22 protein-coding genes and 1 pseudogene are annotated in these 18,833 nt (G+C 39.6%); 15 read left to right on the top strand and 8 right to left on the bottom strand.

Going from position 1 to position 18,833, the window contains the following annotated elements:
* Positions 1–243 precede the first annotated feature (243 nt).
* The 3 genes and pseudogenes from HPSH112_RS08050 to HPSH112_RS08545 all read left to right on the top strand — a co-directional run.
* Positions 244–1,005 carry a DUF3944 domain-containing protein gene (locus HPSH112_RS08050; RefSeq protein WP_000323696.1) on the top strand — a complete coding sequence of 254 codons (762 nt, stop codon included), beginning with the start codon at positions 244–246 and terminating at the stop codon, positions 1,003–1,005.
* An 84-nt stretch (positions 1,006–1,089) separates the two neighbouring features.
* Positions 1,090–1,230 carry a hypothetical protein gene (locus HPSH112_RS08675; protein WP_000071314.1) on the top strand — a complete coding sequence of 47 codons (141 nt, stop codon included), beginning with the start codon at positions 1,090–1,092 and terminating at the stop codon, positions 1,228–1,230.
* A gap of 353 nt (positions 1,231–1,583) precedes the next feature.
* A pseudogene (locus HPSH112_RS08545) lies at positions 1,584–2,343 on the top strand (DUF3944 domain-containing protein); the annotation flags it as partial.
* A 292-nt stretch (positions 2,344–2,635) separates the two neighbouring features.
* On the opposite strand, the gene flgG reads toward HPSH112_RS08545, so the two are convergent.
* The 4 genes from flgG to pdxJ form a co-directional block, all read right to left on the bottom strand.
* Positions 2,636–3,424, bottom strand: coding sequence for a flagellar basal-body rod protein FlgG (gene flgG, locus HPSH112_RS08030; RefSeq protein WP_000946438.1), 789 nt, complete (start codon positions 3,422–3,424; stop codon positions 2,636–2,638).
* 178 nt (positions 3,425–3,602) lie between these two features.
* Positions 3,603–4,625 (bottom strand): tRNA (adenosine(37)-N6)-threonylcarbamoyltransferase complex transferase subunit TsaD, encoded by a 1,023-nt coding sequence (tsaD, locus tag HPSH112_RS08025; RefSeq protein WP_000603702.1) that lies wholly within the window; start codon positions 4,623–4,625, stop codon positions 3,603–3,605.
* A gap of 63 nt (positions 4,626–4,688) precedes the next feature.
* On the bottom strand, positions 4,689–5,612 hold the full coding sequence (gene pdxA, locus HPSH112_RS08020) for a 4-hydroxythreonine-4-phosphate dehydrogenase (protein WP_000239369.1): 924 nt from the start codon (positions 5,610–5,612) through the stop codon (positions 4,689–4,691).
* 1 nt (position 5,613) lies between these two features.
* A complete protein-coding gene (gene pdxJ / locus HPSH112_RS08015; protein ID WP_001210835.1) occupies positions 5,614–6,402 on the bottom strand; it encodes a pyridoxine 5'-phosphate synthase in 789 nt (262 codons plus the stop codon).
* A 135-nt stretch (positions 6,403–6,537) separates the two neighbouring features.
* Here pdxJ and wecA point away from each other — a divergent pair, with 135 nt between their 5' ends.
* Genes wecA through HPSH112_RS08000 form a run of 3 tightly spaced genes read left to right on the top strand, consistent with a single transcriptional unit; the run spans position 6,538 to position 8,582 of the window.
* A complete protein-coding gene (gene wecA, locus HPSH112_RS08010; RefSeq protein WP_014662305.1) occupies positions 6,538–7,545 on the top strand; it encodes an undecaprenylphosphate N-acetylglucosaminyl transferase WecA in 1,008 nt (335 codons plus the stop codon).
* Entirely contained in the window at positions 7,545–8,141 is a 597-nt protein-coding gene (lpxF, locus tag HPSH112_RS08005) for a lipid A 4'-phosphatase (protein ID WP_012443461.1), read from the top strand. Before wecA ends, lpxF begins: the two co-directional genes overlap by 1 nt.
* A 9-nt stretch (positions 8,142–8,150) precedes the next feature.
* Positions 8,151–8,582, top strand: coding sequence for a hypothetical protein (locus HPSH112_RS08000; RefSeq protein WP_000914317.1), 432 nt, complete (start codon positions 8,151–8,153; stop codon positions 8,580–8,582).
* 188 nt (positions 8,583–8,770) lie between these two features.
* Here the strand turns inward: HPSH112_RS08000 and HPSH112_RS07995 are convergent, their stop codons facing one another.
* Genes HPSH112_RS07995 through ribE form a run of 4 tightly spaced genes read right to left on the bottom strand, consistent with a single transcriptional unit; the run spans position 8,771 to position 11,318 of the window.
* Positions 8,771–9,418, bottom strand: coding sequence for a methionine ABC transporter permease (locus HPSH112_RS07995; RefSeq protein ID WP_000625477.1), 648 nt, complete (start codon positions 9,416–9,418; stop codon positions 8,771–8,773).
* A 1-nt stretch (position 9,419) separates the two neighbouring features.
* Positions 9,420–10,403 (bottom strand): methionine ABC transporter ATP-binding protein, encoded by a 984-nt coding sequence (locus HPSH112_RS07990; protein ID WP_000259772.1) that lies wholly within the window; start codon positions 10,401–10,403, stop codon positions 9,420–9,422.
* A 21-nt stretch (positions 10,404–10,424) separates the two neighbouring features.
* The gene (locus HPSH112_RS07985) at positions 10,425–10,697 is read right to left on the bottom strand and encodes a FlhB-like flagellar biosynthesis protein (protein WP_001044053.1); all 273 of its coding nucleotides are present in this window, start codon (positions 10,695–10,697) and stop codon (positions 10,425–10,427) included.
* Positions 10,698–11,318: a riboflavin synthase gene (gene ribE / locus HPSH112_RS07980; protein WP_000491059.1), complete on the bottom strand. Its 621-nt coding sequence runs from the start codon at positions 11,316–11,318 to the stop codon at positions 10,698–10,700.
* A 74-nt stretch (positions 11,319–11,392) separates the two neighbouring features.
* Between ribE and HPSH112_RS07975 the strand changes: the two genes are divergently transcribed.
* The 9 genes from HPSH112_RS07975 to mrdA all read left to right on the top strand — a co-directional run bounded on the left by HPSH112_RS07975 (position 11,393) and on the right by mrdA (position 18,770).
* Positions 11,393–12,157, top strand: coding sequence for a TatD family hydrolase (locus tag HPSH112_RS07975; RefSeq protein WP_000469323.1), 765 nt, complete (start codon positions 11,393–11,395; stop codon positions 12,155–12,157).
* Between the two features lie 90 nt (positions 12,158–12,247).
* Entirely contained in the window at positions 12,248–13,372 is a 1,125-nt protein-coding gene (locus tag HPSH112_RS07970; RefSeq protein ID WP_001126211.1) for a lytic transglycosylase domain-containing protein, read from the top strand.
* The gene (locus HPSH112_RS07965) at positions 13,372–14,319 is read left to right on the top strand and encodes a septal ring lytic transglycosylase RlpA family protein (protein ID WP_000521839.1); all 948 of its coding nucleotides are present in this window, start codon (positions 13,372–13,374) and stop codon (positions 14,317–14,319) included. Before HPSH112_RS07970 ends, HPSH112_RS07965 begins: the two co-directional genes overlap by 1 nt.
* Positions 14,316–14,810, top strand: a complete 495-nt coding sequence (locus HPSH112_RS07960; protein ID WP_000593764.1) for a KdsC family phosphatase — start codon at positions 14,316–14,318, stop codon at positions 14,808–14,810. The genes HPSH112_RS07965 and HPSH112_RS07960 overlap by 4 nt, the downstream gene beginning before the upstream one ends.
* Complete coding sequence (locus HPSH112_RS07955) at positions 14,785–15,378, top strand: hypothetical protein (RefSeq protein ID WP_000830944.1); 594 nt, start codon at positions 14,785–14,787, stop codon at positions 15,376–15,378. The genes HPSH112_RS07960 and HPSH112_RS07955 overlap by 26 nt, the downstream gene beginning before the upstream one ends.
* Positions 15,378–15,935: a lipopolysaccharide transport periplasmic protein LptA gene (lptA, locus tag HPSH112_RS07950; protein WP_001267824.1), complete on the top strand. Its 558-nt coding sequence runs from the start codon at positions 15,378–15,380 to the stop codon at positions 15,933–15,935. Before HPSH112_RS07955 ends, lptA begins: the two co-directional genes overlap by 1 nt.
* Positions 15,932–16,558 (top strand): ribosome biogenesis GTP-binding protein YihA/YsxC, encoded by a 627-nt coding sequence (yihA, locus tag HPSH112_RS07945; RefSeq protein WP_000560436.1) that lies wholly within the window; start codon positions 15,932–15,934, stop codon positions 16,556–16,558. Before lptA ends, yihA begins: the two co-directional genes overlap by 4 nt.
* A 12-nt stretch (positions 16,559–16,570) precedes the next feature.
* Positions 16,571–17,014, top strand: a complete 444-nt coding sequence (locus HPSH112_RS07940) for a hypothetical protein (RefSeq protein WP_000949885.1) — start codon at positions 16,571–16,573, stop codon at positions 17,012–17,014.
* Entirely contained in the window at positions 16,995–18,770 is a 1,776-nt protein-coding gene (mrdA, locus tag HPSH112_RS07935) for a penicillin-binding protein 2 (RefSeq protein WP_000793700.1), read from the top strand. The genes HPSH112_RS07940 and mrdA overlap by 20 nt, the downstream gene beginning before the upstream one ends.
* Positions 18,771–18,833: the final 63 nt, after the last annotated feature.

Genomic DNA, 18,833 nt, shown 5'->3' with positions numbered 1-18,833 from the left:
AATTTAATGATTTTAAAAAATTAAAAAGAGAACATGATTCAAGCTAACCAAAGGATTGATGCTTTAAAGCATGGAATCTATAGGGCTTAAAAGCGTTGGGCTTTTGAGTTTAAGCCTTTTTAGAATATTAAGTATAGTTTTAGACAAATGATATTAAAATCAGTAATCACTTTAGAAAAACAGCGATGAAGCGCGAAAAGTCGTTTGCTTTTAATAAGTGATAAAACAATATAAAGGAATAATATGGCATACAAATATGATAGAGATTTGGAATTTTTAAAGCAATTGGAATCTAGCGATTTGTTGGATTTGTTTGAGGTGCTTGTTTTTGGTAAAGACGGCGAAAAAAGGCACAATGAAAAACTGACAAGCTCAATAGAATACAAAAGGCATGGCGACGATTACGCTAAATACGCAGAAAGAATCGCTGAAGAGTTGCAATACTATGGGAGCAATAGTTTTGCGAGCTTCATTAAAGGCGAAGGAGTCTTATATAAAGAGATCCTATGCGATGTGTGCGATAAGTTAAAGGTCAATTACAACAAGAAAACCGAAACGACTTTAATTGAACAAAACATGCTTTCTAAAATCTTAGAAAGAAGTTTGGAAGAAATGGACGATGAAGAAGTGAAAGAAATGTGCGATGAATTGTCCATAAAAAACACGGACAATTTAAACAGACAAGCCTTAAGCGCAGCGACTTTAACGCTGTTTAAAATGGGAGGCTTTAAATCTTATCAATTAGCCGTCATTGTTGCGAATGCGGTCGCAAAAACCATTCTAGGGCGTGGTTTATCGCTTGCGGGCAATCAGGTGCTTACAAGAACTCTGAGCTTTTTAACAGGCCCTGTTGGCTGGATCATTACAGGCGTATGGACAGCGATTGATATTGCAGGGCCGGCTTATAGGGTAACCATACCGGCATGCATTGTGGTTGCCACTTTACGCTTAAAAACACAGCAAGCCAGTGAAGATAAGAAGTCGTTGCAAATAGAATCCATTTAAGCTTTTTTTTAGGGAAAAAGGTATAGAATGGAGACCTAGATGCGAAAATGCATCTAGTTTTTATTTTAATTTAAGGGAGACAAAATGAGTAACAGTTGCAGCAATCAACACCACAATCAAAAAGGTGATGCTAAAAATCAAAACAACGAAAGTTGTCAAAAAAATAGCCAAAACCAAGCTAATCAATGCAACGCTAACCACGAGCATAAAAACGACAAAAAGTAAGGGTTAGAGGGTTAAAGGAGGGGGTTTTTGTGCCAAAAATCAAAGTAGCGTTTCATTAAGTTATACCTAAAGAAGAAATCAATAGTTTCCTACTTTCAAATCAGATTTATCCTATCTTAAAATGATAAGCGTGTCAAAATATTTTAATCATTACCATCGTTCTTTGGTTGTAAAACTAAATAGAGCTCATTAGCATCTGTAGCGCTATCTTTATGCGCAGTTAGCGGGTGTGTTTAAGCCTTTTAGGGCGTTAAAATGGTTTTAAAAAATGATGCTATAATCACTAATCACTTCACTAAAAAGGGGGTTGGTGGGATTTGAGCGAGCGGTAGAAGTAAAATTAAAGGAATTGCATGGCATACAAATACGATAGCGATTTGGAATTTTTAAAGCGATTAAGCTCTAGCGATTTGAAAGATTTGTTTGATGTGCTTGTTTATGCCGAAGATGGTCAAAAAAGAGTTAATGAATACTTAACATATTCAGAAGAATACAAAAAACATGGCGACAATTATGCTCAATACACAGAAAGGATCGCTGAAGAGTTGCAATACTATGGGAGCAATAGTTTTGCGAATTTGTTTAGAGGCGAAGGGGTTTTATACAAAAAAATTTTGTGCGATGTGTGCGATCATTTAAAAGTTAATTATAATGAAAAATCTGAAACCTCTTTGATTGAGCAAAACATGCTTGCTAAGATCTTGGAGAAAAGCTTAGAAGAAATGAGCGATGAAGAAAAGAGGGAAGTTGGCCGTGAGTTAGATATAAAAAACATAGATAGTTTAAGCAAACAAGCCTTGAGCACAGCCTTTCTGGGTTTGCTCAAAACAGATGATTTTCACGCCTATCAATTGACCACGAGCATCGCAAACGCAGTGGCAGGCAAAACTTTAGGGGGGTGGTTTAAAGGCTGTAGCAGGTAAGATGGTGCTCACAAAAACTCTGGGCATTTTAGCTGGCCCTATTGGTTGGGCCATTACAGGCGCGTTAGTGAGCGTTAGTCTTGCAGGACCGGCTTATAGGGTAACCGTGCCGGCATGCTTTGTGATTGCCGCCTTACGGAAAAAACTGAAAGCAGAACAAGAAGCAAAATTAAAAGCAGAACAAGAAGCAAAACAGAAAGCAAATAAAACTAAGAAAATGTGGTATCTAACTATCATTTTTCTTATTAGTCTAGCTATTTTAGCTGTTTTCTTCATCAAAAGAGAACACCAACCAAGCAACAACGCAAGCAACAACCAGCCAAGCACTATCCAAAAAATTGACGCCAAAAATCCCAACTCCAAGAACCACAAAAAGAGTAACAGCCACTCTAAAGTGCAAAACCACCCCAAACACAAAAATAATAAAGAAAAACAATAAAGAAGCGAAAAGCCAAAGAGTGTTAAGGAGAGTGAAATCCCCTTTATCGTTTGAGGGAATTGACCGTCTGGAGCATGGCATCAGCGGTTTGAATGCTTTTAGAATTGGCTTCATAAGCCCTTTGAGCGGTGATTAGATCCGTCATTTCTTCTACCAATCTCACATTGCTCAATTCCAAAAAGCCTTGCCTTAACTTGCCCAATCCTTGAGAATCTGGGTTGCCCACAATCGCCTCGCCGCTAGCGTTGGTGATTGAAAACAAATTATCCCCCATAGAGTGAAGCCCCGCCGGATTGACAAAATTAGCCAGCGTGATTTGCCCGATCACATTAGAAGTCGTTTGCAAGCCTTGAGTCACGCTCACCGTGCCATCCACACCGATATTCACTTGCGTGGTGTCTTCAGGTAAAGTGATTTGAGGGATCAAAAGATAGCCCTCGCTCGTTACAAGATTGCCCTGTTCGTCTAGCTTAAAATTCCCGCTTCTTGTATAAGCGGTGGTGCCATCAGGCAACTGGACTTGAAAAAAGCCTTTACCCGTAATGGCGACATCTAAATTATTTTCCGTTTCTTTAGGGCTGCCTTGCGAAAACATTTTAGTGATCGCGCTAGGGCGCACGCCCAAGCCCACTTCCATGCCATCAGGCGATAGAGTCGTGTTGCTTGTGTTGGTGCCAGCGTATTGCATCGCTTGGTAAAACAAATCGTTAAAATCCGCGCGAGATTTTTTAAACCCGGTGGTATTGACATTGGCGATGTTGTTTGAAGTGGTGTCAATGTGCGTTTGTTGGGCGAGCATCCCTGAAGTGGCGCTATAGAGAGAGCGGAGCATGATTTTCCCTTTAAACTAAAACTTAATCACCCGAGATTCTAACAAAAATAAGATTAAATTTGACTAAAATTGAAGCGTTGTTTTAATGCCTTATTTTTTAAGCTCTTACCTCAAAATAACCGATATTTGACGCTTAAATTTTAGGGCGTTTTATTATGCGCTTTCTTTTCACACCCATTCACTCAAAACTTTTTAAGAGCGTTCTTGGCGAAATGTTGGCCTTTTCTAAAGGGACAAAGCGTTTTTTTTGATAAGCTTCTAGGCTGGATCGCCCTATCATGGCGGCATTATCGCTGCAAAATTCTAAAGGGGCTAAAACAAGCTTGCAATCAAACTCATCGCACAAATTTTCAAACGCCTTCCTTAAAGCCAGATTCTGGCTCGCTCCCCCCACAATGCCAAAAATTTTAGGGCGTTTGATTTTAAAATAGCGTTTAGTCTGTTGGATTAGATGCTCAATGGCTGCACTTTGAAAATGATAGCTAATCTTTTGTTTGATCGCTTCATTCAAGTTGGAGGCGTTTTTTTCAACCTCCAAACGCACCGCATTTTTTAAACCTGAAAAACTAAAAGCCAGATTCGGGCTGTTTTTTAAAGGGATAGGAAACATTAAAGGCTCGTTTTGATGCACATAATCAAGGGCTAATTTTTCCACTATGGGGCCTCCTGGATAGCCTAAATCAAGCATTTTGGAAACCTTGTCAAAACTCTCTCCAAAGCTATCGTCTAAACTCGTGGCAACGATTTTAATGTCTTCATAATCTCTAGCCTCTAAAATCAAAGAATGCCCCCCAGAAACTAAGAGTGCGCTTAAAGGCATGCAGGTTTGTTTTTCATTGATAAAAAGCGAATACACATGCCCTCTCAAATGGTCTTCTAAAATTAAGGGTAAATTCAAAGACAAGCTCAAGGCTTTTGCCATCATCAAACCTTCTATTAAGGTAACGCTCAAACCTGGCTGATTAGTGATAGCGATGGCTTTAATTTTAGAAAAATCCTTATTCAAGCTGATTTTGATGCGTTCTAATAAGAGCGGCAAATTCTCAGCATGCAAGCGCGATGCAAGCTCAGGCACAACGCCCCCATAAGAGCTGTGGTGCTTTTCTTGAGAGATTTTAAAATGAGCGATGAGCTTGGCGTCCTTTATTCTTGTAAGGGCTAAAGAGCTGTCATCGCAAGAACTTTCAATGCTTAAAATCATGTCTTTATCTTTGGGTGGTGTTTTTGCTTGAATTATACTTTGTTGGCTTGGATTTTAAAATCTTTAAGCCAAATATTTGATCGCATTCACATAGCTTTTGTTGTTCGCTTTGTTTTGATAAGCGATATCAAACGCTGTGCCGTGGTCAGTGGAAACGCGTAAAATGGGGGCGTTCAAACTCACATTAATGCTTTCATCAAAATAGAGCGCTTTTAAAGGGGCTAACCCCACATCATGGCTCATGCTCACATAAAAAGGGGTTATTTTGCGCTTATTGGGGGCAAAAGCGCTATCAGCGGGCAAAGGCCCTAAAAAGCATTCAAAGCCCAGCGTTTGGTTGCTCTTTTGAATGGCTTTTAAAATCTTTTCATCTTCTTTCCCGAACAAACCCTCTTCGCCCGCATGGGGGTTAAAACCACACACTTGAATAATTTTAGCTTGAGTGCTTTTTTGAAACGCTAACAAAAACCGAACTAACGCTCCCACTTGAATGAGTTGAGAAACCGCCCCTAAAGGCACATGGTCGCTAAATAGCCCCACAAAGAGCTTAAAACACCCAAGCATCATGATGATTTGATGATCTTTATAGCGTTGCTTTAAAAAATCGGTATGCCCCACAAAAGGGATTTGAGCTTGTTGCCATGCGAGTTTGTTGATAGGCAAAGTGCAAATGCCATCCACTTCTTTATCATCCGCTAACTCGCAAGCCTTTTTAAAACTCTCAAAACTATACGCCCCGCTTTGAGCGCTGACTTTGCCTATCGTGCTAGAGTTTAATAAGGGTAAGGGGGCATCAATAGCGAGCGTGTTAAGCGTTTTAGTTTCATAAGCGTTATTAAGCAATTGATTGGCCCGCTCTAAAAGTTCGCTATCAATGAGATACAACGGCTCACACAGCGTGCTCACTTCCTTATGGCTTTTTAAAATCAATTCTAAGCCTACGCCTTGAATATCCCCACAACTGATCGCAATTTTCTTTTTAACCATTTTATCGCTTGATGAGTTGCGCCATTTCTAAAATCGCTTTTTCTAATCCCACTAAAACCGCTTTTGAAATCACGCTATGACCGATATTAAGCTCTCTTAAAGAGGGGATTTTTAACAATTCTTTCACATTAGAATAATTCAACCCATGCCCCGCGCACGCCGTGATACCCATAAAAAACGCTTCTTTACTCATTCTTCTTAATTGCAAAAAGGCGTTGTGCAATTCTTCTTTCAATTCTTTAGGGCTTTTGTCTTTGAGCGCGCTAATGGCATGGATTTGGTTGTTAGCGTTAGAATATAGAGCGTTGTGCAAATTCGCATACACCCCAGTGTGGAACTCCACTTGTTTGACTTGATGCTCCCTTGCAAAATGCAGAGAGTCTTTTAAAGGATCAATAAACAAAGACACTTCAACGCCTTTATTGTGATACGCTCTAATAACCTCTCCTAAACCCTTTAATGAGCAATCCAACCCCCCCTCTGTCGTAACCTCATTTCTGTTTTCAGGCACGATTGTAACCTTACTCGGCTTATTTTTCAAAGAGCATAAAAAATCAGTGATTCCAGCATTAATAGAGCATTCAATATTGATAGGCAAAGGGCTTATTTCAAGCAGCCTCAAAACATCTTCATTTTGAATGTGCCGTTTGTCTTCTCTCAAATGGATGGTGATTAAATCCACTTTATGGGTGTTTTTAGCGATGAATAGGGCTTCTAAAATCTCAGGCTCATAAGTTTTTCTTATCTCTCTTAAAGTAACAATGTGATCAATATTCAATCCAAAACGCATGACTATCCTTTATTTTATAATAATGATTTTTGAAATTGTAACATAAAACCCACCTCTTATACCTATAAGATTTTATCATCAAGCTATCTTTTGCTATAATACCCAAAACAAAATGCCAATTAAATCCAATAAAAAGTGTTGTGGGTGCTATATTTTCTAACCAGTCTCTTCATTTGCTCTTTGATTGTTTTGTGGTCTAAAAAATCCACGCTCTTTGTGGATAACGCTAATAAAATACAAGGCTTTCATCATGCAAGAACCCCACGAGCCGGGGGGCTTGGGATCTTTCTTTCTTTTGTGTTAGCTTATCTTTTTGAGTCTTTTGAGACGCCTTTTAAGGGGTTTTTTGTTTTTTTGGGGCTGTTGTTAGTTTTTTTAAGCGGTTTTTTAGAAGATATTAACCTTTCACTCAGCCCCAAAATACGCCTTATTTTGCAAGCTGTAGGGGTTGTTTGCATCATCTCATCAACGCCTTTAGTGGTGAGCGATTTTTCGCCCCTCTTTAGCTTGCCTTATTTTATCGCTTTTTTATTCGCAATTTTTATGCTAGTGGGCATCAGCAACGCTATTAATATTATTGATGGGTTTAACGGGCTTGCGTCAGGGATTTGCGCGATTGCGCTTTTAGTCATTCATTATATAGACCCTAGCAATTTGTCTTGTTTGCTGGCTTACATGGTGCTTGGGTTTATGGTGTTAAATTTCCCTTTAGGAAAGATTTTTTTAGGCGATGGGGGGGCGTATTTTTTGGGTTTGGTGTGCGGGATTTCCCTTTTGAATTTGAGTTTAGAGCAAAAAATCAGCGTGTTTTTTGGGCTCAATTTAATGCTTTATCCGGTTATAGAGGTGCTTTTTAGTATCCTTAGGCGCAAAATAAAACGCCAAAAAGCCACCATGCCGGATAATTTGCATTTGCACACCCTTTTATTCCAATTCTTGCAACGGCGCTCTTTGGGTTACCCCAATTCTCTATGCGCGTTTATCCTTATTCTGTGCAACCTGCCTTTTATTTTTTTAAGCGTCTTTTTTCGCTTGGATGCTTACGCGCTCATGGTTATTAGCTTAGTCTTTATCGCATGCTATTTAATAGGCTATGCTTATTTGAACAGGCGGGTTTATGCTTTAGAAAAGCGAGCGTTTTAATGAAAAAACTCAAAGGTCTTTTTTTGAGCCTACTTTTATGGGTCTATCCTTTAAGGAGTGAGCCGATCAATGAGGGGGCATACATTTTAGAAGAGATCGGCGATGTGCTTAGGTTTTTGCCTATTTTTGTAGGCACGGTCAGTTTGGCGATGCGCGATTATAGAGGTTTAGGGGAATTAGCGGTCGGCACATTGGTTACTCAAGGAGTGATTTATGGCCTTAAAGGAGCTTTTAGCACCGCCCATAAAGATGGGGCTAGAGTGGAATTTGCTAAACGCCCATGCTGCAATTCTTGGAGAGGCATGCCAAGCGGGCATGCTGGGGGGGTGTTTAGCGCGGCTGGGTTTGTGTATTACCGCTATGGGTGGAAACCGGCTCTTCCTGTGATCGCTCTTGCAATCCTCACTGATGCCAGCAGAGTGGTGGCAGGAAAACACACGATCTTGCAAGTTACGATCGGCAGCCTTATCGCATGGGGGTTTGCTTATTTATTCACTTCACGCTACAAACCCAAACAATGGATGCTCTATCCTGAAATCTCTAGCGATTTTAAGGGCAGTAGCCGCTATGGGGTGAGCTTTTCTTATCAATGGTAAAGGGATAAAGTGCTAAAAAAGTTATTACTCATTTTGCTTTTTTTAGGGTTTTTAAGAGCGCAAGGCGAACATTATGAAATCATCGCTGAACTTTCAAAGGCTTTTTTGAAAGCCAAAGACGCTTTTATTATGATCGATGAAACCTATAAAACATGTGTTAAAACCGGGCATGATCGCACCCAAATACGCCTTCAAAGCGCTTTTTTAGAGAATTTGTCTCAAACAGAACAGCAATTTGATGATTATTTTGAGAAGGATTTTAAAAGCGTAGAAGTTTTAAAAACCTTGCTTAAAAACATCCAATCGTTAGAAAAAACTTCCAACAAGCTTGCATGCATTACCCCAAAAAACGCTAAAAATTTTGAAATTTTAGAAGGAGCGATAACGCAAATCATAGACTTAGAAAAACAGATGGATAAATTTATCAACGGCGCAAAATAAAGCCAATTTTTGCATGAGGATTTAATTGAATATTCATCGTAAAAAGCTCCAATTCAGTTTGAGCGATAACCTTTTAAAAGCGTTCTTAGAGGATTGAGTTTCGCCATAAACAAAGCTTAAAAAAACCCCATCAACCAAAGCGTATTAAAGTTGGCTTTGAATATTTGTATTTGATGAGAACCAAATCCCTAATACTTATGCTTTCTTAGGCGTTTCACCACATAATCCCCCACGCTTTGAATGATTTGCACTAAAACAATAATCACAACCACCGCATAAAAAAGCACATCGCCCCTATAACTTTGATAGCCAATCCTAATGGCTAAATCCCCCAAGCCCCCAGCCCCTAACGCTCCTGCCATAGCCGAATAGCCTATTAAAGAAATTAAGGTGATGGTGATATTATTCGCTAAAGAGGGCAGGCTCTCTAAAAGCATCATTTTAACGACTTCCAAATTAGACGCTCCCAAACTTAAAGTGGTTTCAATCTTGCCATGCTCTACTTCCATTAAAGAATTTTCAAAAAGCTTTGCAACAAAAGGAATGGCTGAAATGGCTAGCGGGATAATGCTTGCGCTAGAGCCAATGCTTGTGCCAATCAAAAAGCGCGATAAAGGCAGGAGCAAAATAATGAGGATGATAAAAGGGAAAGAGCGAGTCATGTTGATAGAAGTGTCTAAAATTTTATGCAAAAGGGGTTTGTTTAACAAATGCCCTTTTTTACTCACTAACAATAAAACCCCCAAAGGTAAGCCAAAAACAACCGCCAAAAAGCTCGCCACAAACACCATATAAAGCGTTTCTAGCGTGGCTTGAATGAGCATTTGAGAAATCATTTTAATCCTTTAATTTTTCCACTTGTAAGCCTAAAGCGTTCAAATACTCTAAAGCCCTTTGAGTCTCTGTAGTGCTGCCTAAAAACCGCACCACTAAATACCCTATATCTTTAGTCGTAAGCTCTTCAATATTGCCTGAAATGATACTCACATCTATTTTAAAACGCTTGATCAAATTAGAAATGATCGGCTCGTCTAAATGCTCCCCTAAAAACACGATGCGATAAATGTCTTGCGATCTTTGATCCCCATGCTCGTTTTTGATGCCAAGCAATTCTTTAGTAACGGCATGTTTAGGGTTAGCAAAAATTTCTTCTACCGAGCCACTTTCTACAATTTCGCCGTTGCTGATCACGCACATTTGATTGCACAATTCTTTAACCACTTCAATCTGGTGCGTGATGAAAACGACGCTCAAATTAAGCTTTTTTTGAATGCCGTTTAAAAGCGTTAAAATAGAATGCGTGGTTTTAGAATCCAAAGCGGATGTGGCTTCATCGCAAAGCAACAAATCAGGGCAATTCGCCAAACTCCTAGCGATCGCTACTCGTTGTTTTTGCCCACCGCTGAGCTGTTTAGGATAAAAATGCATTTTATCTTCTAGCCCCACCAATTCCAATAATTCATGCACCCTTGATTGGATCTTGGTTTTTTCCCATCGCGCGATTTCTAGAGCGAAAGCGACATTTTCAAACACATTTTTAGCGCTCAATAAATTGAAATGCTGGAAAATCATGCCTATTTTTTGGCGCGCTTTTTGCAATTCTTTAGGCTTTAATTTTAACAGATTGACCCCATTGACTAAAACCTCGCCAGAACTGGGGCGCTCCAAGCAATTGATTAGGCGAATGAGCGTGGATTTCCCCGCCCCTGAATAGCCTATCACGCCTAAAATATCGCCTTTTTTTAATTCCAAATTCACGCCTTTTAGAGCATGAAACCCGTTTTCATAAATCTTTTCAATGTTTTTTAATTCTACTACCATCGTTTTAACTTTATCTCTTGCTCACCCAGACATTTGCGCGTTATTTTCCACGCTATTGAGCCACAAAAACACTTGCACCACGCTTTCATACAATTCTTCAGGTATCGTGCAGTCTAATTCCACCTTTAAAAGCGAATCCACCAGCATGGGGTTAGAAAAGAGCGCTATATCGTATTCTTTAGCTTTTTGAATGATCCTTTTAGCCACTTCACCCACCCCGCTTGCGATCACTTTTGGGGCATGATCTTGCCCCATGTTATAGGCTAGAGCGGCGGCTTTTATGGTTTTATTCATCTAATACCCTAAAGTCAAAGCGTCAGCGTCATTCCAAGAGAAATTTTTTTCAAACCCTTTTGTTTTTTTCAAAATAGACGCAACGCTACGAACCAGCATGTCCGTTTCAATATTCACGCGCCGTTTGAGTTTATAAGTCTTAAAAAGGGTGTTTTCTAAAGTGTAAGGGATAATCGTTAGCCAAAACCCCTTTTCTTCCACCTTGCTTAAAGTCAAACTCACCCCATCAATGGCGATAGAGCCTTGTTCAACGCACAATAAAAGCGTTTCTTTAGAAGCGCTGATGAAAAAATCCACTTGATTAGAATGATGAATGATTGTTTCAATTACCCCGATAGCGTCAATATGCCCTTGCACAAAATGCCCGTCCAAACTCGCATCGGCTTTTAGGGCTGGCTCAATATGGACTAAATCCTTGTAGTTTTCTAACGCTACGCTGTTTTGGGTTTTTTGGCTCAATTCCACGCTAAAATGCGTTTTTGAACTTTCTATGGCGGTCAAACACGCCCCATTGATCGCAATGCTATCGCCAAGCTTGGGATTGAGATCGCTCTCTATGCTTAAAATATTGTTTTGGAAACTTTTTACTTTAGCTATTTGATGGATTAGGCCGCTGAACATCGTTAATGATTATTTTCCTTATGTTAAAATGCTTAAGTATTGTAACATATTAAATAAAACCATAGGATAAAAGCATGTTTATTGATACGCATTGCCATTTGGATCACAAGGACTATGAAAACGATTTAGAAGAAGTGTTAAAAGAAAGCCTAGAAAAAGGCGTGACTCAATGCGTGATTCCGGGTGCAGACATGAAGGATTTGAAGAGAGCGATAGAAATTAGCGAAAAATTTGAAGGCGTGTTTTTTGCCATAGGCGCTCACCCTTATGATGTGGAAAGCTTTGATGAACGCTTGTTTGAAAAGTTTGTTGGGCATCAAAAGTGCGTAGCGATAGGCGAATGCGGACTGGATTACTACCGCTTGCCTGCATTGAATGAAAGAGAAAATTATAAAAACAAACAAAAAGAAATTTTTACCAAACAGATTGAATTTTCCATCCAACACAACAAGCCCTTGATTATCCACATCAGAGAGGCGAGTTTTGATAGTTTGAATATTTTAAAAAGCTATCCTAAGGCTTTTGGGGTGTTGCATTGCTTTAGTGCTGATAACATGCTTTTAGAATTAAGCGATCGTTTTTACTATGGGATAGGAGGGGTTAGCACTTTTAAAAACGCTAAAAGACTGGTAGAGATCCTCCCTAAAATCCCTAAAAACAGGCTTCTTTTAGAAACGGATTCGCCCTATTTGACCCCACACCCTTTTAGAGGCACCAGAAATAGCCCTATATATATCCCTTTAATCGCTCAAAAAATTGCCGAAATCATCAACATAGAGATTGCAGAGCTCGCTTCTTTAAGCACGCATAACGCCCAAACGCTCTTTAATTTCCCCTAAAAATGGGGCTGTGTGTTAGAAAGCGTTATTCAAGTTTAGCTATAATCAAGGCTATTTTAAAAGCTCAATAGCTGTAGTTATTAGGATGTGATGCCAAAAAGAATGAAGTGTTTTAGTCAAAAATGGTTGGTTTTTTTTGTTACCCATTGGCTTTTATTGGCTTCTTTAGGCCATGCGAAAATGGCTTTTGAATCCAATATTGACACCAAAGCGTTAGAGGCTTTTGGGGTTAATGCGGGCTTTTTATCCCAAATGCCAAACGCTTTAAAAAAAATGAACAAAGAAGAAGAATGGAAAAAGTTAGTCAAAAGATTTGATGTGAATTACCAGTTCATCCCCATCATTAAAAACATGCTAATAGAAGCGAGCGTGCCACAAGAATTTTTATTTTTAGCCATGGCAGAGTCTAAATTTTCATCAAGGGCTTATAGCAGGAAAAAAGCGGTAGGGATTTGGCAATTCATGCCAAGCACGGCTAAAGAATTAGGGCTTAAAGTCAATCATTACATTGATGAAAGAAGAGATCCCATTAAAAGCACTAAAGCGGCGATCACTTATTTGAAACGGCTCTACAAGCAAACCGGGGAGTGGTATTTGGTCGCTATGGCGTATAATTACGGCTTACGCAAGGTTCAAAACGCTATTAAAGTCGCCGGCACTTCGGACATTAAGATTTTGTTAGATGAAGATAAAAAGTATCTCCCTAAAGAGACACGAGAGTATATCCGCTCCATTCTAAGCCTAGCGTTAAAATTCAACAGCCTAGACAACCTCAAAGATAAAGAATATCTGCTCAATCGTGGGGCGAGGGTGAGTTTAGTGGGCGTTCCGTTTAAAAGGCACACTTCTTTAGTCCAAGTGGCCAAAAATTTAAACTTGAGTTTAGAAACCTTAAAATCCTACAACCACCAATTCCGTTATAACATTCTGCCTTCTAAAGACCCCACCTACACCATTTATATCCCTTATGAAAAACTCGCCCTTTTCAAACAACGCCAACTCAAACAAAATAAAAACATTCAAGCCAGTCCAAAAAGCCCTTTTATCACCCATGTGGTCTTGCCTAAAGAAACCTTATCTTCTATCGCTAAACGCTATCAAGTCAGCATTTCTAGTATCCAATTAGCCAATAACCTCAAAGATTCTAATATTTTTATCCACCAGCGCTTGATCATCCCTACCAATAAGAAATTACTCGCTACAAGGGAATTTTAATGGGTTTGGCGTTGGAAAGAGTTTATTTTTTAGGCGTTATTTTTTTGATTAGCGCTTGTGCGGTTAAAAGAGAGGGGGTAAAGAATTTGTCTTACAAGCATGAAAGCTTGCGCGCTTATGAAAACGCTAAAGACTACGATCCGACAACCAAAAAAGCCACCTATAAACGCAACTTTTTTGAACGCCATTTCAAACACCACTCCAATTCGCAAGATAACAACACAAAAGATCAGCCGCTAGATAACGGCATGCGCGATTCTAGCGCGATCCAAAGAGCCACCATGCGCCCTTATCAAGTGGGGAACAAGTGGTATTACCCCACTAAAGTGGATTTGGGCGAAAAATTTGATGGCATTGCGAGCTGGTATGGCCCCAATTTCCATGCCAAAAAAACCAGTAATGGGGAAATTTATAACATGTATGCCCACACCGCCGCGCACAAGACTTTACCCATGAACACCGTGGTGAAAGTCATCAATGTTGAAAACCATTTAAGCACCATTGTGCGCATCAACGATAGAGGGCCTTTTGTGAGCGATCGCATCATTGATTTGTCTAATGCGGCCGCTAGGGATATTGATATGGTTAGAAAAGGCACAGCTAGCGTGCGTCTTATTGTTTTGGGTTTTGGTGGGGTTATCTCTAAGCAATACGAACAATCCTTTAACGCTAACTATTCAAAGATCTTACACAAGGAATTTAAAGTCGGCGAGAGCGAAAAAAGCGTGAGCGGAGGGAAATTTTCTTTGCAAATGGGGGCTTTTAGAAACCAAATAGGCGCTCAAACTTTAGCGGATAAATTGCAAGCAGAAAATCCAAATTACAGCGTTAAGGTCGCTTTTAAAGACGATTTGTATAAAGTTTTAGTTCAAGGGTTTCAAAGCGAAGAAGAGGCTAGGGATTTTATGAAAAAATATAACCAGAATGCGGTTTTAACCAGAGAATGATTAAGTTATTGCTTTTAGATGTGGATGGCACGCTCACAGACGGGTCGTTGTATTTTGATGAAAATTTTCACGAGATGAAGGCTTTTAATGTCAAAGACGGGCTTGGCATGACGCTATGGCAAAAATTAGGCAAAAAAATCGCTATCATTACAGGAAGAACTTCAATAATGGTCAAAAAACGCATGGAGAGTTTGGGCGTTCAGTTTGTTTTTATGGGCGTTGAAAATAAAGGCGTGGTTGTGGAGCGGCTCAAAAAAGACTTGCAATTAAGCGTGCAAGAAATCGCATGCGTAGGCGATGATTATAACGATTTAGGCATGTTTAAGGCATGCGCTTTGAGTTTCGCTCCTTTTGATGCGCACCCCTTACTTAAAAGCAAGGCCTATAAAGTGTTGCAAAATTCAGGGGGTAAGGGGGCTGTTAGGGAAGCGATTGATTATCTTTTAACATTAGAAGGCTTGCAAGATGAAGCGCTCAAACTTTACCTCTAATAGCGTTTTAAACTTTTTTGTGGTTTTGTCTTTCATCACGATAGGGTTAGTTTTTTTCTTTTTGCGCTCCCAACCCACTAGCGTGATCTCTAAAGAAAATATCCCTAAAATTGAGTTAGAAAATTTTAAAGCGTTTCAAATCAACGATAAAATCCTTGATCTGTCCATAGAGGGCAAAAAAGCTCTGCAATACGATGATCATGAGATCTTTTTTGATTCTAAGATCAAGCGTTATGATGAAGACACGATAGAAAGCGTTGAATCCCCTAAAGCCAAACGGCAACAGGATTTGTATTTCTTCCCTAATGGGGTAACTTATAAAAGAAGCGATGATTCTAGTTTTTGGAGTGAAACAGGGATTTACAACCACAAAGAGCAAAATTTTAAAGGTAAGGGCCGTTTCATCCTCACTTCAAAGGACAGCAAGGTTGAAGGGCTTGACATTTCTTATTCGCATGTTTTAGAAGTGGTTGAAGCTCAAAGCATTCAAGCGCATTTATTTTTAGATGAAATCAGACAAAGCCAGAAAGAAAAGAAAAAACTCCCCACTTTCAAAGGAGGGTTTTAATGCGTTGGTGGTGTGTCCTTGTGTGTTGTTTTGGTATTTTAAGCGTGATGGACGCTCAAAAAACAGATGGCAAAGGTTTGAAAAAAGAAAGAGAACTTTTAGAAATTACTGGCAACCAATTTGTAGCGAACGACAAAACCAAAACCGCCGTTATTCAAGGTAATGTGCAGATCAAAAAAGGTAAAGACCGGTTGTTTGCGGATAAGGTGAGCGTGTTTTTAAACGATAAACGAAAGCCAGAGCGCTATGAAGCCACAGGGAACACGCATTTTAACATCTTTACAGAGGATAATCGTGAAATCAGCGGGAGCGCTGACAAGCTCATTTATAACGCGCTGAATGGGGAATACAAATTATTGCAAAATGCGGTGGTTAGAGAAGTGGGGAAATCTAATGTTATTACCGGTGATGAAATCATTTTAAACAAAGCTAAGGGTTATGCTGATGTGTTGGGGAGCGCGAAACGGCCCGCTAAATTTGTGTTTGATATGGAAGATATTAATGAAGAAAATCGTAAGGCTAAATTGAAGAAGAAAGGCGCTAAGGAAAAGCCATGATCGCCATTAAAGACGCTCATTTCCTCACTTCTTCTAGCCAACTTTCGCAATGCCCTGCGAGCTTGACTTCTGAAATGGTCATTTTAGGGCGCAGCAATGTCGGTAAAAGCTCGTTTATTAATACCTTGTTAGGAAAAAATCTCGCTAAAAGTTCAGCAACGCCTGGAAAAACCCGTTTAGCGAATTTTTTTTCCACCACTTGGGAAGATAAAGAAAACGCCTTAAAGGCCACCTTTAATGTGATTGATTTGCCCGGGTTTGGCTACGCTAAAGTTTCTAAAAGCTTGAAAAAAGAATGGGAGGGGTTTTTATGGGAATTGTTGAGCGTTAGGGTTTCTATCAAACTTTTTATCCATTTAGTGGATGCGCGCCATTTGAATTTAGAAATTGACAAAAACGCTAAAGAAAACATTCAAGCCCTTTTAAGGCCCGATCAAGCCTACCTTTCTCTTTTTACGAAATTTGACAAGTTGAATAAAAACGAGCAACACCGCCTTTTTTTAAACGCTCCTAAACCTTTTTTAATCAATAGCGCCCATTTTAACGCTCTCTCTTCAAAATACCCAACCCTTGAAATAGTGCGCCAAACCCTTTTGAAATACTTGCTCACTAACCCTTTATAAGCCGCAAAAACCATGCTCTCTTTAAAACAAGATTCCTTTTTTTTCTTATGCTTAGGGATCCTTGGTTTTTATTTTTATAGCCTTTTGAGGGATTTAATGCCTTTTTTACCCCCTATGATTGGGTTTTTATTCTTGTTTTATGCGAAAAAATACGATCATTTTTTACCCAGTTTGAGCGTGTTTGGTTGTTTGTTTTGGTTTGAAAGCATGCATTTAAAGACTTTAGGCGTTTTAGCTTTGCTGTTTTTAATCTACCATCAAATCGCCTATAAAAACTCTTTAAAGCTTTTTAATGATAGCTTTTTATTCAAAACTTTGCATGTTTTTTTGGTTTATTACCTTTATTTATCGCGCTTTTTTTCTGTGCCTTTGAGTTTGAAAATACTCGGCTTTCTCGCTCTTTTTGCTTTAATAGAGAGCGCTTTGTGGGGTTTGTATGAAAAATCTTCGCTATAAGCTTTTGCTCTTTGTTTTTATAGGGTTTTGGGGGTTATTGGTTTTAAATTTATTTATTTTAAGCGTTAAAAATCAAGAATACTATGAAAAACTGGCTGAACGAAACATGACTAAAAAGGAATTTCTAGTCCCTACAAGGGGTAATATTACAGACAGAAACCATGAGTTTTTAGCCACTAATGAATTGGTGTTTGGCGTGTTTTTGCCTAGCGGATTGAAACAAAAAGAACTTTTAGAAAAAATTGAAATCATCCAAAAGTTTTTCCCTAACTTTTCCAAAGAAACGCTTTTAAACAATTACCAAAAAGAAAATTCGCTTTATAACCATAACCTCATTAAAGTGGTTGGCTTCATCCCTTATACCGCCATGCAACCTCTTTATACCAAGCTCATCCAAACTCAAGGCATTTTTGCGCTTCCCTTAGACAAGCGCTACTACCCTAATAACGCTTTAGCTTCGCATGTTTTAGGCTATGTGGGGGTGGCAAGCTTGCAAGATTTGAAAGACGATGAAGAGAATCAATACAGCCAGATTGTGGGCAAAACCGGCGTTGAAAAAGAATACAACAAGCTCTTACAAGGCAAGGTGGGCTATAAAATCATGCGCGTCAATGCGCTCAATCAAGAATTAGCCACCTTAGAAGTAGTGCCACCAAGCACCAACAACCACTTGCAATTGAGTTTAGACAAACGCTTGCAAAAAGAAGCGGACAAGCTCTTTGAAAATAAAAGGGGGGCTATTTTAGTGATGGATGCAGAAAATGGGGAATTGCTCGTTGCAGGAAGTTACCCTGAATACAATTTGAACGATTTTGTAGGCGGGATCAGTCAAGACAAATGGCAAAAACTTCAAGATGATATTTATAACCCCCTACTAAACCGCTTCGCTAACGCCTTGTACCCGCCGGGATCTGTGGTTAAAATGGGCGTGGGCTTGAGCTTTTTAGAAAACCTTAATATCACAGAAAACACCACCATACCCACCCCACCTTTTATTGAAGTGGGCAAGCGCAAATTCAGAGACTGGAAAAAAACAGGGCATGGCAATTCTAATTTGTATAAAGCCATTAGGGAGTCCGTGGATGTGTATTTTTATAAGTTTGGGCTTGAAATTTCTATAGAAAAACTCTCTAAAACCTTAAGGGAAGTGGGCTTTGGGGAAAAAACGGGCGTTGATTTGCCGAATGAATTTGTGGGGATTGTGCCGGATAATTTGTGGAAACTCAAACGCTTCAATCAAGATTGGCGCGTTGGGGACACGCTCATTACCGCTATTGGGCAAGGCTCTTTTTTAGCCACGCCCTTGCAGGTTTTAGCCTACACGGGACTCATTGCTACGGGCAAACTGGCAACGCCTCATTTCGCTATCAACAACAAACAACCGCTCAAAGATCCCCTAAACAGCTTTCAAAAAAAGAAGCTCCAAGCCTTGAGAGTGGGCATGTATGAAGTGTGCAACCATAAAGACGGCACCGCTTATCATTCCACGAGGGGTTCTAAGGTTACTTTAGCATGCAAAACCGGCACCGCGCAAGTCGTGGAAATCGCTCAAAACATCGTCAATCGCATGAAAGAAAAGAATATGGAATATTTCCATCGATCCCATGCGTGGATTACCGCCTTTTTGCCCTATGAAAAACCCAAATACGCTATCACCATTTTAGTAGAACATGGGGAAGGGGGTTCAAAACTAGGGGGCTTGTTAGTTGAAATGAGCAACAAACTCTATGAGCTTGGCTATCTTAACCAATTGTAACTGGCTCACACAAGATTTTTATGAGAATGAACGCCCTTTATCTTAAGATAAAGAGGCGTTTTT

Source organism: Helicobacter pylori Shi112 (assembly GCF_000277405.1).
Classification (GTDB): Bacteria; Campylobacterota; Campylobacteria; order Campylobacterales; family Helicobacteraceae; genus Helicobacter; species Helicobacter pylori_C.
This window is presented reverse-complemented; position numbering and strand designations above follow the sequence as displayed.